Here is a 21580-nt window from a genome sequence, read left to right on the forward strand (position 1 = left end):
TCCTTTTCCCTAACGTCAAATCTACTGCTTTATTTTTTAAAAATAAACGATAAAGTTATGCTGACTGAACTAATAGTTTTTTAAGAAAACATTACTCTTATGGATAATTGATTATGCCCAATTCTATTGATAAAATAGGCGTAATTTATATCACGAGATTGTAATAATACGCTATTGATATAGTGGTTTTCTTGAAGGATGATTATTAATTGTAAAGTCATGAAAAAAAATATTTAAAAAAATAAAAAAAAGTTGAGTTTTTGCAATCCTTTCCTCCATTTCTTACGTAAATACTTTTAAGAAATGAGATTTATTATCTTTTTTAAAGGTATAAGTCTATATTTTGGTGTGTTAGTGGTAGTATGGCGAGTCTTTCTAAGGTTCGCCATATTTTTTTTTGCTTCATTGTAACATAAAATATCTTAAACTCTTGAATTTTGATAAAAAAGTTTTTATCAAAATAAGTCTAATCATTATGAACAATGAACCCTCGATTTAATAGTTCTTTAACTGTTTTAACAAAATCATGCATTATTTTAACAATTGAATTAACTTTGCAAAATCTTCTTCAAAAATATTAATCTGCTTAATCAGGCTTGAAGAAATTTAAATAATATCTAAGATTAAATCAGCTTATAAAATATGCAACATTTTCTGTCGGTCAAAGATGCCATTGATGTACAAGCACTTGTGAAAGAGGCCCTATTATATAAAAAAGCTCCCTATGCAGACAAACACCTAGGTAAAAATAGGACTATGGGTCTTTTGTTTTTTAACTCAAGCCTTCGTACTCGTTTAAGTACACAGCGTGCCGCTCAGAACCTTGGTCTGGAGCTTATGGTAATGAATGTTGGACAGGATGGCTGGGGCTTAGAATTTGAAGATGGTGCCATCATGAATGGAGACAAAGCCGAACATATTAAGGAAGCTGCCCCAGTTGTGGGTCAATATTGTGATATTGTGGGCATTCGTAGTTTTCCGTCATTAGTAAATCGTGAAGAAGATTATTCAGAAAAAGTAGTTAATCAATTTGTAAAACATACAGGTAAACCAATCGTAAGTTTGGAATCTGCTACTCGTCACCCTCTACAATCACTAGCCGATTTAATTACGATTGAGGAATTGAAAACGAAGCCTCGTCCTAAGGTAGTACTTACCTGGGCACCGCACGTAAAAGCTTTGCCACAGGCTGTGCCAAATTCTTTTGCAGAATGGATGAATGCTGCTGATGTTGATTTTGTGATTACACATCCAGAAGGCTATGAGCTTGCTCCTGAATTTGCGGGCAAAGCTAAGGTTACTAATAACCAAGAAGAAGCATTTAAGGATGCCGATTTTATTTACGCCAAAAACTGGTCGTCTTATGAACAATACGGAAAAATATTGAATCAAGACCCAGCGTGGATGGTGACGATGGACAAAATGAAGCTGACTAACAATGCTAAGTTTATGCACTGTCTGCCAGTTCGTAGAAATATTGTAGTAGAAGATGCCGTGTTAGATTCTGATCATTCTGTAGTAGTTCAACAAGCAGGTAACAGAGTATGGTCGGCACAGGTAGTGTTGAAGCAAATTCTACTTAAAATAATCAAAGAAGAAAGTCCTTATTTATTCTAGTTTTTGTTTTTGAAAATGCTTGACAATTGCCAAAAGCGTTTTCTATATGATAATATGAAATTAACAGTTGTAAAAATCGGAGGGAACGTTATTGATAATCCTGCTTTTTGTGAACAGTTTCTAAAAGATTTCTCAGATATTCCTGCACCTAAGATTTTGGTACACGGCGGAGGTAAAATAGCCACCCAAGTAGCTGAAAAATTAGGCATTGAAACCGTCATGGTTGAAGGAAGAAGAATCACGGATAAAGCCATGTTGGATGTCGTAACAATGGTGTATGGTGGTTTGGTCAATAAATCATTAGTAGCACGTATGCAACAATTTGGTGATAATGCCATTGGATTGACTGGTGCGGATGGTGGTGTGATTTTATCGAAAAAGCGACCAGTAAAAACGATTGACTATGGCTTTGTAGGAGATATTGAAAAAATAAATAGTTCTTTCATTGCCAGTTTGTTAGCACAAGATATTGTGCCAGTATTTGCCCCTTTGACATACGACAAAGAAGGAAATATGCTGAATACCAATGCTGATACCCAAGCCCAAGCAATAGCTGTGGCAATGACAGAGGACTATGAAGTAAACTTAGTATATTGCTTCGAGAAAAAAGGGGTACTGTCAGACCCAGAGGATGATGACGCTGTAATAGCCGTATTGAAGCCTGCTGATTATGAGCATTATAAAGCCGAAGGAGCTATTAATAAAGGGATGATACCAAAATTGGATAATGCCTTCAAAGCATTAACTGATGGAGTAGCACAAGTAACAATTTGCCATGCTAAAGAAGTAAAATTAGCCGTTAAAGATGGTATCGCAGGAACAAAACTAGTAGGGGTTTGATATAAAAGAGAATAGTAATATTAAAACTTAGCCTTTTTTATTCAAAACATTGTAAAGCCATTATTTAAAAATTATTTTTACGAAAGAAAATAAAAAAGAGGAATAATGAATGTTACATTTGAAGTAAATACCCAAGCAGAATTGGAAAAGCTTTTTTCATTATTTAAGTCTTTCCAATTAGAAAATATCAGCGTAATTTCATCTGACTTGAAAATCAACCCTTTGATTACGAAAGGGGATAAGTCTATTGACCCAAAAGGTTTGTTCGGAATTTGGAAAGAAAACCCTCGGGATTTAGATGAAATTAGAACTCAGTCATGGAAAAGAAACTGGGAATAATTAATGGTACTTTGCGATACTAATATCTTTATAAGTGCTTTTAATGGTAAAGAGCATGCCATTGATGCAATGGGTAAAATAGGTTTTGATAACATCGTGATTTCATCAATAACATTGATGGAGCTTTATCAAGGGATGAGAAACAAAACCGAGCTTGCCAAAATGAAAAAGAAAATAAAATATTTTGATGTAATAGATATTGATTTAGAAACCTCGAAACTGGCAACTTCTCTGATTGAAAAATTTAAATTGAGTCATGGATTACAAATCCCTGATGCTATTATAGGTGCTACTTCTGTGATTCATCGAATCCCACTATTTACATATAACTTAAAAGATTTCAGCTTTATTCCCAATTTGGATTTGTATGAAGTCTAAAAGAGTTCTAAAAAAATCAAATAATGCGCAGTAAAGGACTACTTTTTGGCATTGCCACTGGTGATGCTTTAGGCGTACCTGTAGAGTTTATGAGTCGTAAACATTTACAAGCAAAACCTGTAGTGGGTATGCGTGAATATGGTACGCATCATCAACCTGCAGGTACTTGGTCAGATGACACTTCCATGTCGCTTTGTTTGGCTGAACAACTCATTGAAGGCTATGATATAGAACAATTAGCCAAGCGTTTGTGTGATTGGTATCAATTCAATGTCTGGACACCCCGAGAGGTAGTTTTTGATGTTGGTGTTGCTACGCGAAATGCTATTGATAAAATGTTAAAAGGGGTTTCTCCTTACCAATCTGGTGAATGTGATGATTATTCGAATGGAAATGGGTCATTGATGCGTATTTTACCATTGGCTTTTTACCTGAAAAATAAGTCTATTGACCAACGCTTTTGCATGGTCAGAGAAGTATCTAGCATTACTCATGCGCATGTTCGTACCATTATTGGCTGTTTTTTTGCCGTTGAATTTGTCATAAATCTATTAAAAGAAGAAAATAAATTTGAAGCTTATTACGAAACCCAAAATACTGTTCGTGATTATTTGCATTTAATTCAAATAAAAAATGCTGAAATAGAGCTTTATAATAGAATTTTATTTGATGATATTTTTCACCTCTCTCAAGATGAAATTTTCTCTTCTGGATATATTCTTCATACATTAGAAGCCAGCCTCTGGACATTTCTTACGACCGACAATTTTCAGGATGCTGTATTGAAAGGTATAAATTTAGGGGGTGATACCGACACTATTGGCTCTGTAACTGGTGGAATGGCTGGTTTGTATTATGGTTTTGACCAAATTCCAGTAGAGTGGATTAATCAATTAGCTCGCAAAGAAGATATTTTGGCATTGGCAAACCGTTTTTCAAAACTCGGATAAAAAGCTACTTGGTTTCAAAACCAAGTCAAACTATATGACCTTACAACAACAACTTACTCAAGATGCTATCGCTCTTTTAAAACAATTGATTGCTACGCAATCGTTTAGCCGTGAAGAGCAACAGACAGGTGATATTCTTGAAGAATTTTTCAGAGAAAGAAATATGCCCTTTCGTAGAAAAATTAACAACCTCTGGGCAAGGAACAAACATTTCAATCCGTCTTTCCCAACAGTACTTCTAAATTCACATCACGATACCGTAAAACCTAATCCTTCTTGGACCTTAAACCCCTTCGAGCCACTCGTGGTAGAAGATAAACTATATGGTTTGGGAAGTAATGATGCGGGAGGATGCTTAATAAGTTTATTGGCTACTTTTTGTTATTTTTATCATAGAAGTGATTTAAGTTTCAATGTCCTTTTTGTGGCATCTGCGGAGGAAGAAATTTCCGGTGTAAATGGGTTGGAGTTATTATTGAAAGAAAACGATTTGCCCGAAATATCATTCGCCATAGTAGGAGAGCCGACAGAAATGCACTTGGCCATTGCCGAAAAAGGCTTAATGGTGGTTGATTGTACTGCTCATGGGAAGGCAGGTCATGCTGCTCGGGAAGAAGGAGATAATGCCATTTATAGAGCACTTCGTGATATTAATTGGATTCAAAACTATGAATTTCCAAAAGTATCGCCCGTATTAGGCAAAATGAAAATGTCGGTTACTATTATCAATGCTGGCAAGCAGCATAATGTAGTTCCTGATACATGTAATTTTACGATTGATTGTCGGGTAACAGAACAATATTCATTAGAAGAAACATTAGATACTATTCGCCAGCATATTGAATCTGATGCGCAGGCTCGTTCTATTCGCTTGAAGCCATCATCTATTCCTTTAGAACACCCTATTGTTCAAGCAGGAATTAAGCTGGGAAGGAATACGTATGGTTCGCCCACTACTTCCGACCAAGCCGTTTTAGACTGCCAGTCGTTGAAATTAGGTCCTGGGCATTCTGGGCGTTCGCATACAGCAGATGAATTTATCTATCTTTCAGAGATAGAGGAAGGGATAGATTTGTATATTAAAATGTTGGGAGAAGTAATCATTGCTAGATAAAATAAACTCAAGAAACAATGTCTCAGTCATTGCCCACCAGTCGCCTTAGTTCAGCAGATGTATATCGTGGCTTCGTGATGTTTTTAATGATGGCCGAGGTATTGAGTTTTGATAAAGTATCAGAAGCATTACCCGAAAGTTCCTTTTGGAAAATACTAGCGTTTCATCAATCTCATGTGGAATGGATAGGCTGTTCTTTACATGATTTAATTCAACCTTCCTTTTCTTTTTTAGTAGGCGTAGTACTCCCTTATTCAGTGGCTAATCGTTTGCAGCAAGAAGAACGTTTTATCAAGGTGTTTAGTCATGTATTGTGGCGTTCTTTAAAGTTGATTTTGTTAGGCATCTTTCTTCGTTCTCAATGGCGAAACCAAACAAATTTCACGTTTGAAGATACCCTTACCCAAATAGGCTTAGGATATTCTTTCTTGTTCCTATTGAATTTCCGCTCGCAGAAAATACAAATTACGGCCTTAATTATTATCCTTTTGGGATATTGGCTAGTTTTTGCAGTTTATCCATTGCCTGATGCTTCTTTTGATTATTCATCAATTGGTGTGGATAAAGACTGGCCACATCTGCTCAAAGATTTTGCTGCTCATTGGAATAAAAACAGCAATTTTGCCGCTCATTTTGATCAATGGTTTTTAAACCTTTTCCCTCGTGAAAATCCTTTTGTTTTCAATGGAGGAGGTTATGTTACTTTGAGTTTTATTCCTACTTTAGGCACTATGATTCTTGGACTTTTAGCTGGCAATATATTGAAATCAAGCACTACGGTTAATCAGAAACTGAGAAACTTTATCATACTAGGAATAGCAGGATTAGCACTAGGCTCGTTGATTAATAGCTTAGGAATATGCCCAAATGTAAAAAGAATATGGACACCTACTTGGGTAATCTTTAGCGGAGGCTGGTGTTTTCTGTTAATGGCATTTTTTTACTGGACGATTGATGTCCTTGAAAAAAGAAATTATGCTTATTTCTTGTTAGTAATTGGTACAAATTCTATCGCTGCCTATATTATAGCACATACGGTAGATTCATACATTGCAAAATCTTTATTCATCCATCTCGGGAAAGATTATGCCATGATTTTTGGGATTCCTTATAAAACCTTGGTGCAAGGAATACTCATTTTATTGTTTGAATGGCTAATTTTGCGATGGATGTATCAAAAGAAGATATTTATTAAGGTTTAAAACGAATTATAAAAGATAAAAAATTGAGCAAACTCTGGCAAAAAGATAATGTTTCGGTAAACGAAAAAATTGAAAAATTTACCGTTGGGCGTGACCCTGAATTTGATGTACTCCTCGCTGAATTTGATGTACTGGGTTCTTTGGCTCATACACAGATGTTAGAAAGCATTGGCTTGCTTGAAAAGTCAGAGCTATCTGACATTCAAGAAGAACTAAAGGCAATTTATCAAACTATTCAAGCAGGGGATTTTATCATTGAAGAAGGTATTGAAGATGTTCACTCGCAGGTAGAATTGATGCTTACGCGTAAATTGGGGGAAGCTGGTAAAAAAATACATTCAGGACGTTCGCGCAACGACCAAGTGTTGGTAGACCTAAAACTTTTTACCCGTACCCGTTTGCAAGAAGTAGCTGAGTCGTCTAACCAATTGTTTGAATTGTTGATTGCTTTAAGTGAAAAATTCAAAGAGGTATTATTGCCAGGCTATACGCACTTACAAATTGCAATGCCTTCAAGTTTCGGGTTATGGTTTGGTGCTTATGCTGAAAGTTTGGTGGATGATATGGAAATGTTGCAAACAGCTTATCGTTTAGCCAACAAAAACCCATTAGGTTCGGGGGCAGGTTATGGTTCGTCATTTCCCTTGAACCGTACCATGACTACTGAGTTATTAGGGTTTGATAATTTACATTATAATGTAGTCTACGCTCAGATGTCGCGTGGTAAAACGGAATTGTTTGCTACTACAGCCATTGCTCAATTTGCCTCAACGCTTTCAAGATTGGCGATGGATATTTGCTTGTATAACTCGCAGAATTTTGGCTTTATCAAATTGCCAGATGAAATGACAACGGGTAGTTCTATCATGCCACATAAAAAGAATCCCGATGTAGCAGAATTGTTAAGAGGGAAAACCAATAGATTGAAGGGACTGCCTAATGAAATTATGTTGGTAATGGGCAATTTGCCTTCGGGGTATCATCGTGAAATGCAGATTTTGAAAGAAATATTGATGCCTGCTTTTGATGAGATACTCAATTGTTTGGACATGACTTACTTCATGCTTTCGAATATTCAAGTAAAAGAAGGTATTTTGGAAGACGCCAAATATGATTTATTATTTTCGGTAGAACGAGTAAACGAGTTAGTATTACAAGGCGTACCTTTCCGTGAGGCTTATAAAATTATCGGTAACGAAATCAATTCAGACACTTATACGCCCAATCGTGATTTAAAACACAGTCATGAAGGTAGTATTGGCAATTTGTGCAACGACCAAATTACAGCCATGATGCAAGAAGTAGTAGGAAGATTTGGCTTTGAAAAAGTACAAAATGCCGTAGATGATTTATTAAAATAGTAGATGCTTTTCAACTCAATGAGAGAAAAATCATTGAGTTGAAAACTATTTAAAAGAGAATGGCGTTAAACTGAAAACCATCATTACAAACTTTGGAAAATAATAATCAACCACCCAAAAAAGACTTTCGTGCATGGCTCAAACGCTTAGGTTGGGCAGGTTTTTTCTTTTTCTTAATCAAAGGATTACTTTGGTTAATCGTGCCGTATTTAATAGCGAAAGGAATCTTTAAGTAGTTGTGAGTTAGTGAATTGTGAATTAGTGATTTTTTGTCCTAAAATCTTCACTTCCTAAAGTCCTCTAGTCCTCAAATCTAAAACTCTTCATCTTCTAGTCTTATGTCTAGCGTCTTCTAGTCTAACGTCCTCAAGCCCAAAAACCTAAATCTCAAACAAAGCCTTAATAGCTTCCCCAAAAGTCCCACCAGACATCATTTTACTTTGTGCTTTATCCTTCATCGTAATCTGAAATTTTCCGTTAAAATGCTTTTCTATTTCTTTGATTTTCTGAGTATTAACAATGTTTGCTCTACTAATTTGTAAGAATTGAGGAGAAGGCAATTTCTCTGCAAGAATAGAAATCGTGTAACTCGTTAAATATTTTTGTCCGTCGAGGGTAATCAAAAAAACATATTTATCATCAGCCTCAAAATGACTAATATCTTGTAAATCAATCAATAATATTTTGTTGCCCGTTTTTACGGAAATAGAACTAATAGCCTTTTTAGGCTTCATTGCCTCAATCATTTTTAGTAGATTATCATTAAATAGATTCTCTTGATTGCTAGGCTGTTCTATTTTGGCAACAGTGTTCGACTGCCAGAGCATTAATTTCTGCACAGTTTTATCCAATCTTTCATATTCTATGGGCTTCAAAAGGTAATCTATTGAGTTTTCTTCAAAAGCTTTGATAGCATATTCGTCGAAAGCCGTAGCAAAAACCACCAAAGGCATAAAAGTAAGGCGAGAAAGCATTTCGAAGCCAGTCATGACAGGCATTTCAATATCTAAAAAAATTAAATCAGGACGGAGCGTTTCTACTAGCGAAAGCCCTTCGGCTCCATTGTTTGCACGCCCTATTATTTCAAAAGTATCGTTATATTTGCCAAGCAATCTTTCGAGGCGATTGATAGCTAGTTTTTCGTCGTCGATTAATATTGTTTTAAACATAGTTTTTATCACGATTTGCCAAATCGTTGATTACTTTTTGATACACACGATATGGCCAATCGTGGAGATAATGATGATAGAAATATATTCTGAGCGCTTAAAATTAATACCTTTAGATAATGATTTATTGACGCTTTGGTTTATTCAAAGTAGAGATAAGATGGTGGAAAAATTAGGTTTAAATCCATCTACATGGGAAATTAATGATTTTGACAAAGCTGAAACTTTGGATGCTTTAGTTAATTTTTGGCTTCCGATGACGGCTGAAAATTCTGACATTTTTTTTTGGTACACTACTTGGGAAATAGTTTTAGTTGCTGAAAATATTTCTATTGGTGGTATTGGCTTTGCAGGATTTCCAGACCAAGATGGGGTAACCATGGTAGGCTATTTTATTGATGGCAAGCACCGTGAAAAAGGTTATGCTACCGAAGCCCTGAATTGTTTAATAGATTGGGCAAGCCTTGAACCATCGTTAAAAACCATTATTGCCGATACTCCATTTTTTAATTTACCTTCTCAAAACGTACTCAAAAAAGCAGGTTTTAAAGAATTTGGCATTGCCGAAGTACAGCACATCGAAAAAATGCAAGTTAAAAACTGGAAACTAAAAATCCGCTAGACTAAGATTTAAAAAGCTCAAAGCTCATAACTCACGGCTCACAGCTTATCACTATCTATCGGCAAAGCAATAATAACAACTTTCTCTGGTTTATTGGTCAGTTCCATCGAAGCATGTTCGCCTGAAAGTAAGCGAAGTTTATCTTGGATAGATTTTAAACCATAACCAGAAAAAATATTATCTGGAAAGGGAACACCGTTATCAAAAATCTTGATAATTAAGTTGTCTTGTTCCTGCGAGACCTTAATTTTCAAGATACCTTGTCCTGCAATTTTTGAAATACCATGTTTGATGGCATTTTCTATAATAGGCTGTAACAAAAATCTCGGTATTTTATATTTTCTAAAAACTTCATCCTCAAATTCAACCGAGTAAACCAATCGCTCATCAAAACGGATTTTTTCAATTTCCAGATAAGTCTTTACAATCTCTAATTCGTTCTCTAAGGTATCAAAATGTTCCTGACTTCGTCCTGTTGAATAGCGATAGAATTTTGATAAATTCAATACCATGTGTTCAGCTTTGTCAGGGTCATCGTGTACTAACGAAGCGATAGAATTCAAAGAATTATACAAAAAATGGGGATTGATTTTAGCCTCTAATGCCTCTAATTCTGCCCTGATTTTAAGGTCGTTTAATTGCAATAGTTGATATTCCTGTTCAGTCATTTTAATAAGCCTAGTGCGTTCATGCGTAAACCAATAGTAGATAATATTAGCGCCAAGTATAGGACCTAATACAAAGAATAAATCATAATTGTCTCTGGAAAAGTTAGAGACTCTCTCAGGTGTATTTTCTTCAAAAAGGCCGTATAGAAAAGAAAAACTAAAAAATTTTAGGATGGCCGAGACAATCATGCAGAGGGTTAAAATACTATGCTTTACTAAGGAAGATTTACTGAAAGAACCAAACTTGATGAATAGCCAGCACAAACCAATCATCATAGTGGCATCATAGATATTGCTGTAAATTACATTAATAAAAAAATCCTTGTATTGGCTTTTCCCTCTGATAATAGCGATGATAAAATAGAAATGTCCATTAAAGGCCATTACAGTAAAAAAGCCTATCAACCAGAAACGCCCCCAAAAACCTGATTTTAATTCCTTTGCCATAAAAATGAATGACGGCTTTTACACCGTCATGATTCATGTATAAGTTTATTTTCTTAATTACATGCCTTCGCCATGCCCTTGATTTGCTCTATGCCCCAGTTTGGACTGATTGGGCTTATTGCTTTGAAGTTAGCGAATTTTTCTAAGGCTTTTTGGATTTCAGGACAAGCATTTTTAGCACCTCCACCAAATTGTTCTGGCGTATAAAAAATCATTTGAGCTTTTAATGAATACGCTCTAGGGTTTTCAGGATTAATAGCTTTTGCTTTGTTGACAGCTCCTTCAAAAGCTGAACCGTATTTCATAAATCTCGCTTGTCCATCTACTGAAATACGCATCATAGCTATTTGTGCTTTCAATACTTCTACTTCGTCTAAGCTTGTCACTTTTTGCTGTGCTAATTTATCTACAAAAGTGTCGGCTTTATCTAAGTACTTATCGATATCACCACCATTTTTTTGTTGCATCGCAATTAATGTATACGTCAAGCAAGCATAATAATTAGGCAACCATTCTGTAGCTTCTGAACTCGCTATTCTTTCAAATTTATTGGCCACTTCCTGAAATGCTGTTACGTCTTTGGCTTGTCCTAATTGTCCCAAGGTTTCGCCCATGGCTTTATTAAAGCGTTCGTTATCGGTAGCCTTTGAGATAAAAACTGTTAATGCAATAACGAAGGTTAAGAATAGATTTTTCATGATAATATTCGGTTATGTTTTTTGTGTGAGTATTTTCTTTTTGATGTTTCAAAAGTAGGTTATGCTAGCTTTTGAATGAATGTAATTCTGATGAACTAAGTATTTCAAGGGGTGAGTTATCGTTTTCTTAGCGTGAAAAATGTTTGTGTTTTATCAATTTTTACGCATATCTTCTGGCAATACCTTTTTCTTAGAAATCGTGATAAATGTACCAAGCATAATCATACGATAAGCCGCTGGTCTTACTTCTGTGCGTGTCTTGCCATCATCTGAATAGCGATAATTATAGACATTGTGCGTTCCTAAGATATTATCAACTGAAAAGTAAACTACCATAAAATTGCCTTTGATGTTGGTTAAGTAATTAATCCAAATACTGGTATTATGTACAGCAGGCGTGCGGTCGGACATAAAGACTGGATTATTCGGATTATAGTAGGGGCGACCGCTCGTGAAGGAATATGTTCCCGAAACCGTCATCATAGGTTTGGCAATGTATTGTTTGTAAATAACATTTAGGTTATGGTTTGAGACAAAGCTAGGCTGCGTTTCAGTAAGGTAATTGCCAGACAAACGTTTAGAGTCGCAGTAACTATAATTAATCCACAATTGCCCGTTCTTAAAAGATTTGTTATCACGAAAGAATACATCAAGCCCTTGAGCATCGCCAAAACCCGAATTATCTGTTCTCCCATTTGGAAAACGTTGAGGATTGGCATCAAAATAATTTTCTTGGGCAGGATATTCACGAACTAAGTTTGAATACTTTTTATAATAAGCCTCTACCCTGAAAGTACGGTTATCTTTAATAACTTGATAGTTCAATACTGCATGAGTGGCTTTTTCATACCCTAACGTTTTGTTATAGTAATAGTATTGAAAATCAGGTGTTTGGTAAAAGCTACCTCCTGCGGCTGATATTTGAGAATAAAGACCTGTTTTATAAGCCAAAGAAAATCTTGGTGCTACATTAAAGCCTGATGCTAAGGATGAATGCTCGGCTCTAACACCAATTCTACCAGCCAATTTACGGGTTAAGTAAAACTCTGATTCAGAGAATAAGGCTTCAAAATTATCCGTTAATTTATATTGCTTTGCATCGCTCAAAGCTTGGGCTATTGTTAAACCATACTCAGCAATATGTCCTTCTGTACCAAACAAAATATTTGAACCATTATCAAATGACTTTATCGCTACAGCTCTGAATTGAGAACGCTGTTCAGTTTTTTCAAAAGCATCAGCATTTACGCTTAGGATATCTTTGTTATAAGAATAAGAAGCGCCAGATTTTAATACCCATGCTGCATTTTTGTCTAATGCTTTTTGATACGTACTTGTTATTAGGATGTTATTGTTTTTTACCCCAAATCGTGAAAGCGAAAGATTTTGTTCGGTATTATTGAACATCATACCAGACTCGCTTTTGGCATATACTGCATCTAGTTTAAAGGCTGCATCTGCCGAAGGTTTCAAGCGATAGGATGCTGCGGCATTAATTTGTTCTGGAATTTTCACCCAATCTATATTTTGTGGGTATATCTTGAATAAGGGTGTAAGGTTAGTATAAGCCAGCGTTCCACTGATTGAATGGTTGTCGGATAAATTTGTATAAGCAGTAGAAAGTTGTGCAAAATTGGCATTGACAGTATAACTTGATTCCGTCGCTAAATCAGTGGTGTTCATCAATAATACGGCTGATAAAGCCTGCCCATATTGTGCAGAATAACCACCTGTTGAAAAAGCTGAACCCTTGAACTGAAAAGGAGAGAAGCGTGAACGAGAGGCTACATCAGGTGAAGCTGTATTATAAGCATTTTGAACAGTTAGCCCATCAATCAAAATTTTAGATTCCTGTGCCGAGCCTCCTCTGACAAACATCCCTGTAGATTCACCATTGCGTTGAGACCCTGGTGTTAGCAATGTCATGGTTTGAGTAATGTCGGCTCCACCACCCGCAGTAGTTACAATATCTAGTGGCTTTATTAGCGTTGTTTTCTTTTCGTCTGACGCCTCAAAAGTACCTGCTGTAACAGTGACAGTATTTAGTTCGTTGGCTGATTCTTTAAGCTTGAAAATAATTTCAATATTCTTCTCATTCATCAAAATACTCTTATTGAAAGTATCAAAGCCTACAAAAGTACAAACAAGTACTTGTTCACCTTTTTCAGTAGAAGTGAATTTGAAATTTCCATCAGCATCAGCAGTAGCACCGTCATAAGAGCCTTTCAAAGAGATGTTTGCCCCTGGTAAGCCTTTGCCTTTTTCATCAAGTACTTTACCTGTTACTGTAGTTTGTGAAAAAACTTGCGTAGCAATAAATAAGAAATAGAGGATTAATAGATAAGTAAAGGTTTTCATCATCGTGTTGTTTAATTGACGATTCAAAACAACTTCAAAATGAATATTTATTGAATTGATTTCCGATGAAGTGATGATTATGATGGATGAACTAAGGATTTTTAAGAGGGAATTTTAATTGAATATTGTGAAATCATCCTATTTTATTCGTTGAATGTTTGCAGGAACTAAAAGTTTCTAAAAAATAATGGTGTAGCAATTTGGAAATCAAAACTTTAGTTGTAATTTTGGATCGTTGTATTTGTCAACTATTTATTTTTACAACTAATAACATGGATATTAATCAAAACTCATTTCAATTTTTATTTGCTACCACAATCAAAGCATTGTTTAAGCAAACGGCTAAAAACTTTGAAGAAAATGGTCTGATGATTACTCCTGAACAAAATTTTATTTTGAAAATCCTCTCTCAAGAAGATTCGATTCAGTCAGACTTAGCAGATATTATGAAAAAAGATAAATCTGCGGTAATGCGTCACATCGACCAGCTTGAAAACTTAGGCTTAGTCGTGCGTGTAAATGACTCAATCGACCGTCGTAAAAAGCATATTGTTATTACTGAAGATGGTTCTGAGATGTTGAAAAAATGCGAGGAAATTATCAATCAGAATACTCATAAGAACCTTAAAGATATTTCAGATGAAGATTTAGCTATTTTCAAAAGTGTATTAATCAAATTAAAAGAAAACGCTGAAAAGTAGTTTTTTTTTGCTCAAAAGGTTGACGTTGTCAATCTTTTCAAATTCAATAATAACCAAATCAACTATATTTTATGAAAACGAGAAAATTGCTCTTCTATTTATGGTTCGCCCTGAGTGGATTTTCAACGCAAGCTCAAAAGGTAATGACCCTAAAAGAATGTATAGAGTTTACCTTGAAAAACCATACAAGCAATAGCATTTATGAAAATGAAATAGCGATTGCCAAAGAAAAATCAAGAGAAGCCTTGGCAGGATATTTACCGCAAGTAAATACAACCATTACTTTTGATGATAACCTAAAAAGACAGGTTTCTGTGATTCCAGCAGGTGCTTTTAGTCCCACAGAAATTCGTTTACAATTTGGTAATCAATACAATACCAATGGTACGGCTCAGGTAGACCAAGTGATTTATGATAAATCAATGTTGGTAGGTATCAAAGCAGCCGAACCCAATAATCAAGTTTCGTTATTGAAAAGAGAGCAAAATCAAGATAACCTTATCTATAGCACTACAGGGGCATATTTTCAAGTATTGGTTTATGTAGAACAAGAGAAAATATTGCTTGAAAACGAAAAGAAATACCGTGAGCTATTAGGAATATTAAAATTGCGATTAGATAAAGGTGTTATCAAAAAAACCGAATTCGACCGTACTCAAGTAAGCTTGAATAACATTCTGTCTCAGAAATCTATTCTTCAAGCAAATAAACAAGTGGCTATCAATAAACTGAAAAATGCCATGGGAATGCCTTTGAATGAACCATTGAATGTCTCTGAAATAAGCAACTACGAAAGCTTTGTGGCAGTTTCCGCAGAAAATACAGGGGATATTACGAATCTTTTGGATTATAGAATTCAACAAAATAATATCCTCTTACAAGAATTTGATGTTAAGCGCAAACACGCGGCATATTTGCCTACTGTAAGTGCCTATGCTCGTTATGGAGTGATGGCATTTGGCAATGAAATCAATCAATCTTTCAAAAACTGGATAGATTTTTCGTCTATAGGTTTGAAAGTAAATGTGCCAATTTTTAGTGGCTATCGCAAGAGCAGCCAAGTGCAACAAGCTGAACTGACGCTACAGAATGCAAGAGCTAATCTGAAAATTAATAGCAATACGATGGATATGCAGTTACATAATACGAATGCTCAACTACAAAAATCATCATCAGATTTAGCCACCAACCGAGAAAACCTGAATTTAGCCAAAGAGGTTTATAATAATAGCGAATTAGAATATCAAAAGGGCGTAGCTACGCTATCTGACTTACTCAATTCAGATTATTCTTATAAAGAAGCACAGAGTAACTATGTTACATCCTTGATAAATTTCTTAAGCTCGAGACTCGAATACGAAAAATCTAAAGGAACCTTAAAAAGCTATATTAGTCAATTTTAATTCAACCAGATATGAAAAAGTCATTAATCGTCACCCTCACAATATTTGCCATCGCAGGCTTGATAGCCTTTACCTTATTCAGAAACAAGAAAAAAATTGAAGCCAATAAAGTAGTAGTAGACCGTTCTGTTATTCCTGTTTCAGTTTCAACAGCCAAAGCTCAACTATTACCTTTTGATGGAAAGGTATCGTTACCAGCTACTTTAGAATTGAGTAATGAAGCAACCATTGCCGTAGGCATCCAAGGTAAAATTCAAAAATTAACCATTGATATTGGCTCACGTGTTGCCAAAGGACAGATTGTCGGTACGCTTGACAATCGTTTGAAAAGTATTTCTTTGAAAGCGAATGAATTAACACTTTCTAAGCTTGAACAAGATTATGCTAGAAACAATGATTTATACAAAGGAAATGCGGGGACAGAATTAAGTGTAGTGAATGCTAAATATGATGTAGAAAACACTCGTCTACAAATAGAACAAGTAAAACAGCAAATTGAAGACGGCAATATTATTTCCCCAATTAGTGGCGTGGTTACTGCTCGTAAATTAGTTGCTGGTGAATATGTAAGTCCTGGGACAGTCATTGCCACTGTGACAGATGATATTCACTTAAAGACAGTCGTTTTTGTAAATGAAAAAGATGTCTATCAATTACGTTTAGGACAAACAGCTAAAGTTACTTCTGATGTATTTCCAAATAAAAGCTTCTCAGGTCAAATAAAGTTTATTTCACCAAAAGGGGATGAAAACCATAATTATCGTGTAGAACTCCTATTGAATACCAACGTACTCCGTGCGGGTACTTATGTAATGGTTGATTTTGATTTAGGCAGAAAAGCAACTTTACTACAAATTCCTAAGCTAGCCTTAGCAGAAGGTACGAAGAATCCATTTGTATATGTAGTAGAAGGCAATTCAGCTGTACTCCGTAAAATTACTGTTGGTCGTGAGATAGGCGAAAACATAGAAGTGATTAGTGGCTTAGTAGCTGGTGAAGAAGTAGTTACAAGTGGACAAATCAACTTGGCCAATGGCAGTAAAATTACAAAAACCACCAACCAATAATTTTAAGAAATATGTCAATTACTGAAATAGCCATAAAACGACCATTACTGATTACAGTAATTTTCGTGACGTTGATTTTATTTGGTTTTGTAAGTTATAAACAACTGAATTATAATTTATTGCCCAAGTTTGAAGCTAACGTAATCATCGTTCAAACAACGTATCGTGGTGCGTCGTCTGAAGAAGTACAAAATGCAATTACCAAACCTGTGGAAGAAGCCGTTTCGGCCATAGAAGGGGTAGATAAAATTTCGTCGTCATCATCTGAAGGTGTATCATTAATCACTATTCAATTGAAAGCAGGAATTAATACACTGAATGCGCAAAGAGATGCTGAAAGAAAGATTAATCAAATTAAATCAACGCTACCTGATGAGATAGACGACCCCGTAGTGAGTAGATTTAATACCGACGAAATACCTGTATTAAGGATAAGTGCTTCGGCAAAAATGTCGGAACCAGCTTTGTACGACCTTATTGATCAAAAGTTAAAACCGATTTTATCAAATGTGCCAGGTGTAGGAACAGTTCGATTGATTGGAGGTAATGAACGAGAAATTCAGATTACTTTTGATAATGATAAACTACAAGCCTACAATATTTCGTCGGCACAGGCAAGTCAATTGATTGCCAATAGTAATAGTTCCTATCCAGCAGGTAGTGTATTGAATAATGAAAACAGAACGTCTATACGTCTGGATGCAAAAATTGTAAAAGTAGAAGACCTTCGTGAACTAATCGTTCGCCAAAATGCTGACGGTAGCCGAGTTTTATTAAAAGACATTGCCATCATTACAGATGCACAAACAGAAACCAAAACCCTTAACCGAAATAATGGTAAGGCAGGTATAGGGATTGAAATTGTAAAACAAGCCGATGCTAATGCTGTAAACGTAAGCAAACTGGTAAAAGAAAAGTTGAAAACGATTCAAGCACAGTATGCTAGCAAAGGATTTAGCTATGATATTGCCGCTGACCAGTCTATCTATACGCTTGCTTCTGCAGATGCAGTAATACACGATTTATTTCTGGCCATTATCATCGTAGGTTTAGTAATGTTGTTCTTCTTACACAGTTTCAGAAGTTCAATATTTGTATTGATTGCCATTCCTTCGGCCATGATTCCGACGTTCATTTTGATGTACTTATTCGGATTCTCGCTCAACTTAATGAGTTTGATGGGGCTTTCTTTGGTAGTTGGTATTCTAGTAGATGATAGTATTGTGGTATTAGAAAACATCTATCGTTACCTCGAAATGGGTAAATCTAAAATGGAAGCGGCTATTGAAGGGCGTAGTGAAATTGGCTTTACTGCTATTGCCATTACACTAGTAGACGTTGTGGTATTCCTACCACTTTCAATGAGTGGAGGATTGATTGGGAATATTCTTCGTGAGTTCTCTTTGGTAGTAGTATTCTCTACATTAATGAGTTTATTTGTTTCTTTCACGCTTACTCCTTTGTTGGCATCGCGTTGGGGGAAAATAGAAATCCTCAGTGAAGATACCCTTTGGGGAAAAATAAACCTTGGTTTTGAACGCTTTTTAGATGGGCTGAAAGAAGATTATGGTACTATCTTGAGATGGACGTTAGGACATAAACGCTATGTACTTATCGGTATTATCCTGATGTTCATTGGGTCGATTGCATTATTGGCGAAGGGCTTTATTGGGTCATCATTTGCAGGGTCAGGCGACCGTGGAGAGTTTTCAGTACAATTAGAAATGTCTCCGCAAACACCACTAGCACAAACCAATTTAATGGTGAAACAAGCAGAAGCCATTTTATTGAAAAAACCAGAAGTAACCAAAGTGTTCTCTAATGTTGGTACACAAACTGGAGCCGTGGGCACAGGTAGTGCTAATTCAAACATCGCAGAGCTTTCGGTTACATTAGTAGACAAGGAGCATCGTAAAATTTCTACAGATGCGATGGGAATGTTGGTGCGAGATGAAATATCAAAAATACCAGGTGTAAAAGTTGTTGTTCGCCCTACTTCACTGACTGGTGGTAGCGAAGCACCTATCCAAGTAGCGATTAAAGGTACAGATATGGATAAGATTTTGGAAACTGCTAAAATTGTGAAAGAAGTCGTTCGTAAAACACCCGGTACTGACTATGTAGAATTTAGCACTAAAAGTCCTAAAACGGAAATTGCCATTAATCTTGACCGTGAAAAAATCACGAAAGCAGGGTTGACAATTCCTGAGGTGGGTTTGGCAGTACAATTAGCTTTTAGAGGAAACGACCAAAGCAAATTCAAGCAAGGAGGAGAGGAATATCCGATTAATATCTCTTTAGAAAAATCTGATAAGCGTTCGATTGAAAATGTGAGAGAATTGACGCTTAGAAATAGTCGCGGAGCAATCATTCGCTTAAAAGAAGTAGCCAATGTTAGCGAAATTGTAGGACAAGCTGTGTTAGAGCGTTCAGACCGTATGAATTCTATCAAAGTAACAGCTTCAACCGTAGGGCGTGCTACAGGAACTGTTGTAGCGGATATTCAAAAAACGTTAAGTACTGTAAAACTACCCGAAGACATTATTATTGAATACCAAGGAGAAGCACAACGCCAAGCAGATGCTTTTGGTAGCTTAGGTTTAGCCATGTTATTAGGTATCTTATTGGTTTACTTAATCATGGTGGCGTTGTACGAAAGTACTATTTATCCATTTGTGGTATTGTTTTCTATTCCTGTTGCTTTGATTGGGGCATTGTTAGCCTTGGCTTTGACGATGGAATCACTGACAATTTTTGCCATCGTAGGGTTGATTATGTTATTAGGGTTAGTAGCCAAAAATGGTATCTTAATTGTAGATTTTACTAATCACTTGAAAGAAAAAGGAATGTCTGTAACAGAAGCTTTAATAGAAGCAGGAAAAGAGCGTTTACGTCCTATTTTGATGACTACCATCGCCATGATAGCAGGGATGTTGCCGATTGCATTAGCCAGTGGTTCAGGAGCGGAAGTAAAAAATGGGATGGCTTGGGTAATTATAGGAGGCTTAACTAGTTCGCTATTATTAACGCTGTTGTTGGTACCAAGTATGTACTACATCATCGAGAGCTTAAAAAATAGAGTCTTGAATTGGAGAAGCAAGAAAGCAAATAATTAGCAGGATAATAAAGTATTATTTTTCTAGCGAAAGCTTTCCTTAAAACGTCATTAATCCTTTTTAAGACTAATACTCAAAAAGGATTAATGACGTTTTTATTAGTTGTATATAATATTATACTATGACTTTTAGTTATAATATGACTTGAATAAATAGCACCTTTTAACAACAGGTTATGGAATGGTTTAGTATGAATTATTAGCTTGTGAAAATATATTTACAAAGAATAAAAAATCTAACAATCTCTTCATTCAGATGTTAGATTATAATAAAGTTAAATACAAAAGAAATTTTGTATTAATGAAACAGGCAGTATAAATTAATTTTATCTGTTGAAAAAAGTTGTTAATCATGTAATTATTGTATTGTTCCGCATAAAACGTCTAATGCCAAAAAACTTAGCTTGTTACTTTTGTCCTTTATTTCGTTTAAATATTGTGCAATACTATATTTAAGTAGTGTTATAGTCATTATTGGATAGAATTAATTGAAATAATGGGCTATTTTTTGAGTTAGATATTAACAATTGATAATAAATGGCAAGTTTATTGCTAATAAATAAGAAAAATATAATTCAAATTTGAATTAACAAGTTATTGTTATAAGTTTGTTATTATCATTTAGTTTAGGTTTTATTTAATTCTTTCAAGTGAAGATCAATTTAGCTGTTTACTTATTGGGTAAATAGTGATATCTATAATTTCAAATAGGTTTTTAGCAAGAAGAGTTATGCTCTTCAAACTCGAAACCATATTTTGGTGTGTTAGTGATACATTTTAGCGAACCTTATTAAGGTTCGCTAAATTTTTTTAGCCCAATGCTACTTTTTCCCATCTTATTTTCCTGACTTTCTTTTGCCTTTCGTAATTATTTTAATCCTTTTGTATAAATCAAAAAATATTTTACCATAGTACCTTGCATCACATAGTACCTTTTTATATCTTTGTTCAAGCTTTAATGCACAAGCTTTATACATTGGGTAATGAAACAACAGTTAGTAAGCCATTTATTCAATATAAAAAGCCAGCATCATAGGCTACAACCAATCGCTTATCATTCAGAGTTGAACACTTTGAGACCAACAATATAAACAGAACATATACATATGGATTTAGAAAATGCCAAAGTGCAGATGCGGAAAGGAATTTTAGAATTTTGTATCCTGCACATCATTTCCAGAGGAGAAGTTTACGCCTCTGATATGCTTGAGGAGCTAACTTCTGCCAAAATAATGGTTGTGGAAGGAACGCTTTATCCTTTGCTTACTCGGTTAAAAAACTCGGGATTGTTAGATTACAAATGGGTAGAGTCGGTATCAGGGCCTCCAAGAAAATATTATATCCTTACAGATACTGGAAGAACATTTTTGGTTCAGTTTGGCGAGACTTGGAGTGAATTACAAACATCTGTCAATCAAATAATTCATGATTCTTTTCATCACCATAACAAAGAATCAGAGCAGGAAGGGGTTTAAGAAAATAGTCTAAACACCGACCAGACAAAACTAATAATAGCATTTGGGTATTAACT

20 protein-coding genes are annotated in these 21580 nt (G+C 35.3%); 15 read left to right on the forward strand and 5 right to left on the reverse strand.

Features of this window, described 5'->3' with window-relative positions:
- Positions 1–80: 80 nt before the first annotated feature.
- The gene (locus AC07N0_RS09000) at positions 81–221 is read right to left on the reverse strand and encodes a hypothetical protein (protein WP_494588906.1); all 141 of its coding nucleotides are present in this window, start codon (positions 219–221) and stop codon (positions 81–83) included.
- Between the two features lie 421 nt (positions 222–642).
- Here AC07N0_RS09000 and AC07N0_RS09005 point away from each other — a divergent pair, with 421 nt between their 5' ends.
- The 9 genes from AC07N0_RS09005 (at position 643) to AC07N0_RS09045 (ending at position 8037) form a co-directional block, all read left to right on the forward strand.
- On the forward strand, positions 643–1617 hold the full coding sequence (locus AC07N0_RS09005; protein ID WP_492802369.1) for an N-acetylornithine carbamoyltransferase: 975 nt from the start codon (positions 643–645) through the stop codon (positions 1615–1617).
- Between the two features lie 54 nt (positions 1618–1671).
- Positions 1672–2457, forward strand: coding sequence for an acetylglutamate kinase (gene argB / locus AC07N0_RS09010; protein ID WP_494588907.1), 786 nt, complete (start codon positions 1672–1674; stop codon positions 2455–2457).
- Between the two features lie 105 nt (positions 2458–2562).
- Complete coding sequence (locus AC07N0_RS09015) at positions 2563–2796, forward strand: hypothetical protein (protein ID WP_494588908.1); 234 nt, start codon at positions 2563–2565, stop codon at positions 2794–2796.
- Between the two features lie 3 nt (positions 2797–2799).
- Positions 2800–3174 (forward strand): type II toxin-antitoxin system VapC family toxin, encoded by a 375-nt coding sequence (locus AC07N0_RS09020; RefSeq protein ID WP_494588909.1) that lies wholly within the window; start codon positions 2800–2802, stop codon positions 3172–3174.
- A gap of 23 nt (positions 3175–3197) precedes the next feature.
- Positions 3198–4124 (forward strand): ADP-ribosylglycohydrolase family protein, encoded by a 927-nt coding sequence (locus AC07N0_RS09025; protein WP_494588910.1) that lies wholly within the window; start codon positions 3198–3200, stop codon positions 4122–4124.
- 34 nt (positions 4125–4158) lie between these two features.
- Positions 4159–5238, forward strand: a complete 1080-nt coding sequence (locus AC07N0_RS09030; protein ID WP_494588911.1) for a M20 family metallo-hydrolase — start codon at positions 4159–4161, stop codon at positions 5236–5238.
- 17 nt (positions 5239–5255) lie between these two features.
- Entirely contained in the window at positions 5256–6440 is a 1185-nt protein-coding gene (locus AC07N0_RS09035) for an acyltransferase family protein (RefSeq protein WP_494588912.1), read from the forward strand.
- A gap of 23 nt (positions 6441–6463) precedes the next feature.
- Positions 6464–7801 (forward strand): argininosuccinate lyase, encoded by a 1338-nt coding sequence (gene argH, locus AC07N0_RS09040; RefSeq protein WP_494588913.1) that lies wholly within the window; start codon positions 6464–6466, stop codon positions 7799–7801.
- Between the two features lie 92 nt (positions 7802–7893).
- Positions 7894–8037, forward strand: coding sequence for a hypothetical protein (locus AC07N0_RS09045; RefSeq protein ID WP_309912195.1), 144 nt, complete (start codon positions 7894–7896; stop codon positions 8035–8037).
- 144 nt (positions 8038–8181) lie between these two features.
- Here AC07N0_RS09045 and AC07N0_RS09050 read toward each other — a convergent pair whose 3' ends face one another.
- Positions 8182–8970, reverse strand: coding sequence for a LytR/AlgR family response regulator transcription factor (locus AC07N0_RS09050; protein ID WP_494588915.1), 789 nt, complete (start codon positions 8968–8970; stop codon positions 8182–8184).
- A 70-nt stretch (positions 8971–9040) separates the two neighbouring features.
- On the opposite strand from AC07N0_RS09050, the gene AC07N0_RS09055 reads away from it, so the two are divergent.
- Positions 9041–9592 (forward strand): GNAT family N-acetyltransferase, encoded by a 552-nt coding sequence (locus tag AC07N0_RS09055; RefSeq protein WP_494588916.1) that lies wholly within the window; start codon positions 9041–9043, stop codon positions 9590–9592.
- 38 nt (positions 9593–9630) lie between these two features.
- Here the strand turns inward: AC07N0_RS09055 and AC07N0_RS09060 are convergent, their stop codons facing one another.
- From AC07N0_RS09060 to AC07N0_RS09070, 3 genes are all read right to left on the reverse strand, one after another.
- On the reverse strand, positions 9631–10707 hold the full coding sequence (locus AC07N0_RS09060; protein WP_494588917.1) for a sensor histidine kinase: 1077 nt from the start codon (positions 10705–10707) through the stop codon (positions 9631–9633).
- Positions 10708–10760: 53 nt separating this feature from the next.
- Positions 10761–11405 carry a hypothetical protein gene (locus tag AC07N0_RS09065; protein WP_494588918.1) on the reverse strand — a complete coding sequence of 215 codons (645 nt, stop codon included), beginning with the start codon at positions 11403–11405 and terminating at the stop codon, positions 10761–10763.
- A 153-nt stretch (positions 11406–11558) separates the two neighbouring features.
- Entirely contained in the window at positions 11559–13766 is a 2208-nt protein-coding gene (locus AC07N0_RS09070) for a TonB-dependent receptor (RefSeq protein ID WP_494588919.1), read from the reverse strand.
- Positions 13767–14035: 269 nt separating this feature from the next.
- On the opposite strand from AC07N0_RS09070, the gene AC07N0_RS09075 reads away from it, so the two are divergent.
- The 5 genes from AC07N0_RS09075 (at position 14036) to AC07N0_RS09095 (ending at position 21524) form a co-directional block, all read left to right on the forward strand.
- Positions 14036–14464, forward strand: coding sequence for a MarR family winged helix-turn-helix transcriptional regulator (locus tag AC07N0_RS09075; protein ID WP_494588920.1), 429 nt, complete (start codon positions 14036–14038; stop codon positions 14462–14464).
- Positions 14465–14535: 71 nt separating this feature from the next.
- On the forward strand, positions 14536–15867 hold the full coding sequence (locus AC07N0_RS09080; RefSeq protein ID WP_494588921.1) for a TolC family protein: 1332 nt from the start codon (positions 14536–14538) through the stop codon (positions 15865–15867).
- An 11-nt stretch (positions 15868–15878) separates the two neighbouring features.
- Positions 15879–16934, forward strand: coding sequence for an efflux RND transporter periplasmic adaptor subunit (locus AC07N0_RS09085; RefSeq protein WP_492802392.1), 1056 nt, complete (start codon positions 15879–15881; stop codon positions 16932–16934).
- Between the two features lie 11 nt (positions 16935–16945).
- Positions 16946–20050 carry an efflux RND transporter permease subunit gene (locus tag AC07N0_RS09090; protein WP_494588922.1) on the forward strand — a complete coding sequence of 1035 codons (3105 nt, stop codon included), beginning with the start codon at positions 16946–16948 and terminating at the stop codon, positions 20048–20050.
- A 1105-nt stretch (positions 20051–21155) separates the two neighbouring features.
- The gene (locus AC07N0_RS09095; RefSeq protein ID WP_492802395.1) at positions 21156–21524 is read left to right on the forward strand and encodes a PadR family transcriptional regulator; all 369 of its coding nucleotides are present in this window, start codon (positions 21156–21158) and stop codon (positions 21522–21524) included.
- The last annotated feature ends 56 nt before the right edge of the window (positions 21525–21580 follow it).

It is taken from the genome of Arcicella sp. GW821-FHT09D11, assembly GCF_059416265.1.